This window comes from Methanogenium sp. MK-MG (assembly GCF_009914725.1).
In the GTDB taxonomy this organism is placed as follows: domain Archaea; phylum Halobacteriota; class Methanomicrobia; order Methanomicrobiales; family Methanomicrobiaceae; genus Methanogenium.
In genome coordinates this window covers 1-5,006 of the sequence record NZ_JAAAWJ010000106.1, presented here as the reverse complement: position 1 = coordinate 5,006, position 5,006 = coordinate 1, and the positions used below count along the sequence as shown (strand labels likewise).

The window sequence follows — 5,006 nt, the reverse complement described above, 5'->3', positions numbered from 1 at the left end:
TAAACAGACACCCGCGATGTTGGAAAACCTATCGGATCATTGTTGGAGCTGGAAAGAGTATTTAAACTATCATTTTGCGGTATAAATTAGGACAGTGCCAAAATACGGCCCGGCCACCCCGCCCACTAGAAGGATGATTCCTTCCCATACAAAGGAGATCAGGAGGAGTCCCCCCATTAACAACAGAAGGTTTCGGTGGTCACTGTCCATTCCGAACACCTCCAACATCAGCGAGGCGCTCCAGCATCCCGGTGATTATTCCATCGATTTTTTTCATGTCATCATACATCCCCTGGAGAAGGGCAATCCTCTCCTCCAGTTCCTTGGGCATGTCATCTGTCTGGTAGCGTTCGATCATCGGCGGAATTTCCTTTATGACCACCAGAGTCTGGGTGTGCCGAACCTGTTCCAGCTGCTGCATGAAGGTTGCGATGAGATCCTTGTGAGCATAGACATAGACCTTTCGCGTCCCGGGTCGCGTCCGTTTCACTATGCACCCGGCACGTTCGAGCACCTGGCATTTGTTGCTGACAGAGGCGAGCGAATACCCTGCCTCCTCAGCAAGATCCGCCATCGCCATCTCCCCCGGCTCGATGAACAGGCGTGCCATAAGCCATGAGGAAAGAGCATCAAGACCATTTGCGCCCCCGATACCTGTCTGGAACATCCGGATGAACTCATCCTCAAGTGCTGCTGTTGCCGGTAGTTTCATATTTTCACCATATTTATTATCTATTAAAAGTGGTGTGGTTTGATTATATAATGGTTGCATCCCTTCTTCGTTTGATATCATGGAGTGGGGTGGGTTTGCCCGCAATGTTTCTGGATGGGAAACAATCAGGACGACGTCATCCTGCCTGGGAGTGCAGGTAGTTTGTATCTTTGGGTATCCGTGGTTATTCCATCCCACGTGTGGTGACAGAATGTCAGATCGGTGAATCATTTACTCAAACCTGAGTGTCATGAAGGTATCCGGTTCGGGTGTCTTCTTCGCATTCCTGCTATGGTAGAACGGAAGCCGTTTCATCCGGCAAAAAAAAATTGCAATAGTTGTTCACATTCGGCATGCAGTCATCATCGATCAGTGAGCGTATGTGCGAACTATTTTGAAGTCAAAGGCAGGGTTATATCCAAATGTCTCCTATTAGTGGATATGACAATGAGGATGAAATGGTTTGGCATATGCCTCTTAGCAGTATGCTGCCTGGTAATACCGGCAGCCGCCGCAGACAGTAATGATATACCGGCAATTACGGTGTCAGGCGCCGGGTCTGTGACCACCGCCCCCGATGAGGTAATAATCTCTCTCGGTGTCGAGACGACCAGTACCGACCCGGTCACCGCCCAGCAGGAGAATGCGCAGAAGAGCGCTGCGGTCATCAGTGCCCTGAAAGGACTCGGTATTGCATCAGAGGATATCAAGACATCCGGGTACAGGATGTACTCCCACACACCGGATGACGACAGTCCCTTTGCCGGAAAAAAAGAGGTATATGTGGTCTCAAATACCGTGACCGTCACCTATAACGACGTCAGCCGTGCCGGTGAGATCATCGATACCGCGGTGATAAGCGGTGCTAACAACGTGAATTCCGTCCGGTTTACCATCAGTGATGAGAAGGCACAGTCCCTGCGTGCACAGGCACTGATTGCAGCGGTTGCCCAGGCCCGCGGCGATGCAGATACCCTTGCAGGCGCCCTTGGCGTGACCATCACCGGCGTGCAGGATGTCACGACCTACGGCAGTCCAACCCCGATGGTTTATGCTGATAACATGGCTGGTGCCAGGATGGAGGCTGCAAAGGGCTATGCACCCACACCCATCGAGGCAGGCACCCTTGATGTGACGGCAACCGTAAACATCGTCTACGCAATACAGAACTAACTCAAAACGAACTCCTCCAGGTTTTTTTTCTCTTTTTTTCCTGCGTAAGCTACCCGGGATTCTTTTTCGGGAAGATCTGTTCCGGTAGATATCCGCGCTGGTGTCAGCGAAACTACCTTGCCCTTATATGGAGATTTTCTGCCGGAACAAGGATTCCCGGTTTCATCCTTCGATAGGAAGATATGTACACAGGTTAACGAATGCGCCATGAACAGCGGACATTCCAGATATTTTTCACTGCAGGATTTTGATCTGTTCTGCCATCTTCCAGAGATGAATGAATACGAAAAACGGCTGCTCACCGAGCGTTCTGAGCGGTTTGTGGACGGAAAAATAAAACCTCTCTATAAGGTGCTGAGGGACGGACTGGGATACCAGATGTCGAGAATCGGGTATGATGACCGGGACTTCAATTATGTACATCTCGCATTCTTTGATACACCGGCAGAGGAGAAGGATACGTTTCTGAATATCTTTATCGGAAAGCGTAATGTCCAGATTATCACCAATACCGAATACCCGTCCAGTATCGGGGCATTTTATCAGAATATGAAGGACGATCCCGAAGGGTTTGACGCTCTCGTTGCAGCCCTTCCGCCTGACCGACGGTTCAGCTCCCGCCTCTATACCAAAATTCCCCTTGGCCCGGTCGGATGGCATGAATATTACTTTCAGCTGGTGTTCAAATACAGCCTTGGCCAGACGTCTGCTGCCTCCATCATGAAACGCATTGACGGGGTGCGTACCGGCTTTGATAAGGCGATACGAAAAGGGCTGACCACAATGGAGATTGACCCCCGGTACGGTGAGGACACGACTGCCTATTACAAATCATTTTATCAGGGCAGGAATGCGAAGAAGACGCCGGAACCGGATGCCTTCATGGCACTCAGGTTTGAGTACCTGATTCCTTTATCTGACATTCTGTCACTGGATCAGGATGCGGTCACCGCAGAACTGATGCAGTGTGCCGAGCAGCTCCGTCCGTTCATCGCGTTTGGGAATCGACAAAAATAGTTTTTTTTAATTTCTTCGCTTTTCTTTCAGAGATTTTCGATTTGGGTCAGCAGGCAGTCTATGATGTCACATGCCTTTGGCATCATGTAGCGACACGATCAGAGATTTTCCACTTGTGGTATAGCACGGGACTTATTCCTTTTGCACCTGATATTCATACCAAATAAGCGAATAACAGACTTTTTTTCGGACTGATTCTCCTGATATTGCGCAATACCATCTCCCTGGGACAATTCCTGCCGGAGATGTGACTGAGATTCTAATCCTGGCATCCATTACTTCATCGTCACTATCGGTGAAACGGAAGAGTGTGTCCCCGGGGCCAATTAACGTACATGAGAGTGAGTCATTTACATCTTCCCACGAAAAGTCCAGAGAAGCCTGGGTTGTGCCGGCGGAAATATCCAGTGCATACCATGCAGATTCTCCCTCCCGCATCCAACCACTTTGTTCTCCTCTTGTCGTGGAGGTATCTGCGGGGCATGATACCACCTGCAGAGCTGTCTGTGGCCGGGATGAAATGGGCTGATACAGGATCGAGGACAGTGCAGACTGGTCGTCTTCAACCCATACGATACCTTCATCCAGAATTGCTGGCTTCATGGAGGCGTGTTGCTTTCCGATACATGTCGTTTGTGTCTCCAAGAGGTCACTGCAGATGATCCGTCCGTCTTCTGACCATGCAGCGATGTTGTCACTGATGATTGCACCGGAACGACATGCGGGCTCGGCCGTGAGGGTTGATATGCCCTCTTCAGTCGATGCGAGATGAATCAACCCCCCATCCTCCCATATAACTCTCCCTCCGTCGATGCGGGGCCAGACCGCCGCTGACGTGGTGCCGAGGGCAAACATTCTCCCTGACCCCAGGTCCAGCGAGACTATTGAATACACATCCTGGTCGGTTTTTTCAACCCAGATTACTGTGTTTCCCTCAATGTCGGGAGAGAAACAATCGGTTTTTCCGGTGGAAAGACCATAGGACTCGCCATCTTTTGTATTATACATCCAGACTCTGCGTTCACCTTCGAATCCCTCTTCCCAGACGATGCGGTATTCACTCACGCGTGGATTGTGCTGGGGCCTGTTTGTCTGGAGAGCTGAGACCGTTCCTGCAGAAAAATTGTAGAAGATAATATCTGTTGTGGACTCGCGTTCCTCCTCCCATACTGCGAGATCACCGTCAAGATCAGGGGAGCGGGCATTGGTCGCACGGGAGCGGATGAGTGTCTTTGTCTGTGATGTGGTGTTGTATGAATAAATGGCACGGGCAGATCCTGGGCAATATTCGGGGTCGGGATAAAATGGGGGTATGCCTTCGATCCACACAATCCGGTCCCCCCCGGCTGCCGGCGCAGATATTATCTCATACGGGTGAGCGATTGAAAACGGTCCTTCGTCTGCAAACGAGACTGCTGCCCCGGTTCCGGCAAGAATGGCGGTGGCAACAATAAAGTATGAAACGATTCCTGCAGTCTTCACCTGTTCTCCCTCTTCAGGAGGACCGCCACGGCCATAACACCGGCAATTATCCCAATCAATATGATTAACATACCATCAGGAAGATGATATCCGTTAAAAACGGTTGCAGCCGCATTTTTACTGTCCCCTTCCTCAGCGGCATCACCCCCTGGCGAATACTGTTCTTCTGCAGTGAACGAAAAGAGCCGGAGTTTGCTGACCCCCAGTACTTCATCATATTCAGTCGCGATGAAATGATTGTTGCCGATCTTTGGATTGTGTAATGACCCGCCTATGTGAACGGGATCAATCATTGTCCTGTTTTTGGTGTTATATAACACAATTTTGCCAAAAGATCCCGAATATCTCTCCTCCCATACAATCCATTCGCTGTTGGATCGCGGAGAATAACGGCGGGATGTTTCCGGGAGAGAGAGGGTTGTCGTCTCCATACCGGGAAGTGTCGTCGCCACAATATCCGTTTTGTACGGTCCGGATGTTTTGGCGTCTTTATAATACAGCGAAGCTACCACCATCCCCCTGCCCACAGAGGGTTGCGCGTATGATGCGCCGTCAGGAGGGGAGAGGGTGAACTGGCTGCGATCGGCCAGCGAGTAGATGGTGATGGTATCGCAGTATCCTT

5 protein-coding genes are annotated in these 5,006 nt (G+C 50.5%); 2 read left to right on the top strand and 3 right to left on the bottom strand.

The features are described from left to right. Positions 1-199: 199 nt before the first annotated feature. Entirely contained in the window at positions 200-712 is a 513-nt protein-coding gene (locus MKMG_RS10585; RefSeq protein WP_165077847.1) for a hypothetical protein, read from the bottom strand. Between the two features lie 441 nt (positions 713-1,153). Here MKMG_RS10585 and MKMG_RS10580 point away from each other — a divergent pair, with 441 nt between their 5' ends. Both MKMG_RS10580 and MKMG_RS10575 read left to right on the top strand, forming a co-directional pair. Continuing rightward, positions 1,154-1,885, top strand: coding sequence for an SIMPL domain-containing protein (locus tag MKMG_RS10580; protein ID WP_165077846.1), 732 nt, complete (start codon positions 1,154-1,156; stop codon positions 1,883-1,885). Positions 1,886-2,158: 273 nt separating this feature from the next. After that, on the top strand, positions 2,159-2,902 hold the full coding sequence (locus MKMG_RS10575; protein ID WP_165077845.1) for a hypothetical protein: 744 nt from the start codon (positions 2,159-2,161) through the stop codon (positions 2,900-2,902). Positions 2,903-3,034: 132 nt separating this feature from the next. On the opposite strand, the gene MKMG_RS10570 is transcribed toward MKMG_RS10575, so the two are convergent. Further along, positions 3,035-4,384 (bottom strand): hypothetical protein, encoded by a 1,350-nt coding sequence (locus MKMG_RS10570; protein ID WP_165077844.1) that lies wholly within the window; start codon positions 4,382-4,384, stop codon positions 3,035-3,037. After that, a partial coding sequence (locus MKMG_RS10565; protein WP_165077843.1) for a hypothetical protein occupies positions 4,381-5,006 on the bottom strand: 626 nt, incomplete at its 5' end. The genes MKMG_RS10565 and MKMG_RS10570, both read right to left, overlap by 4 nt.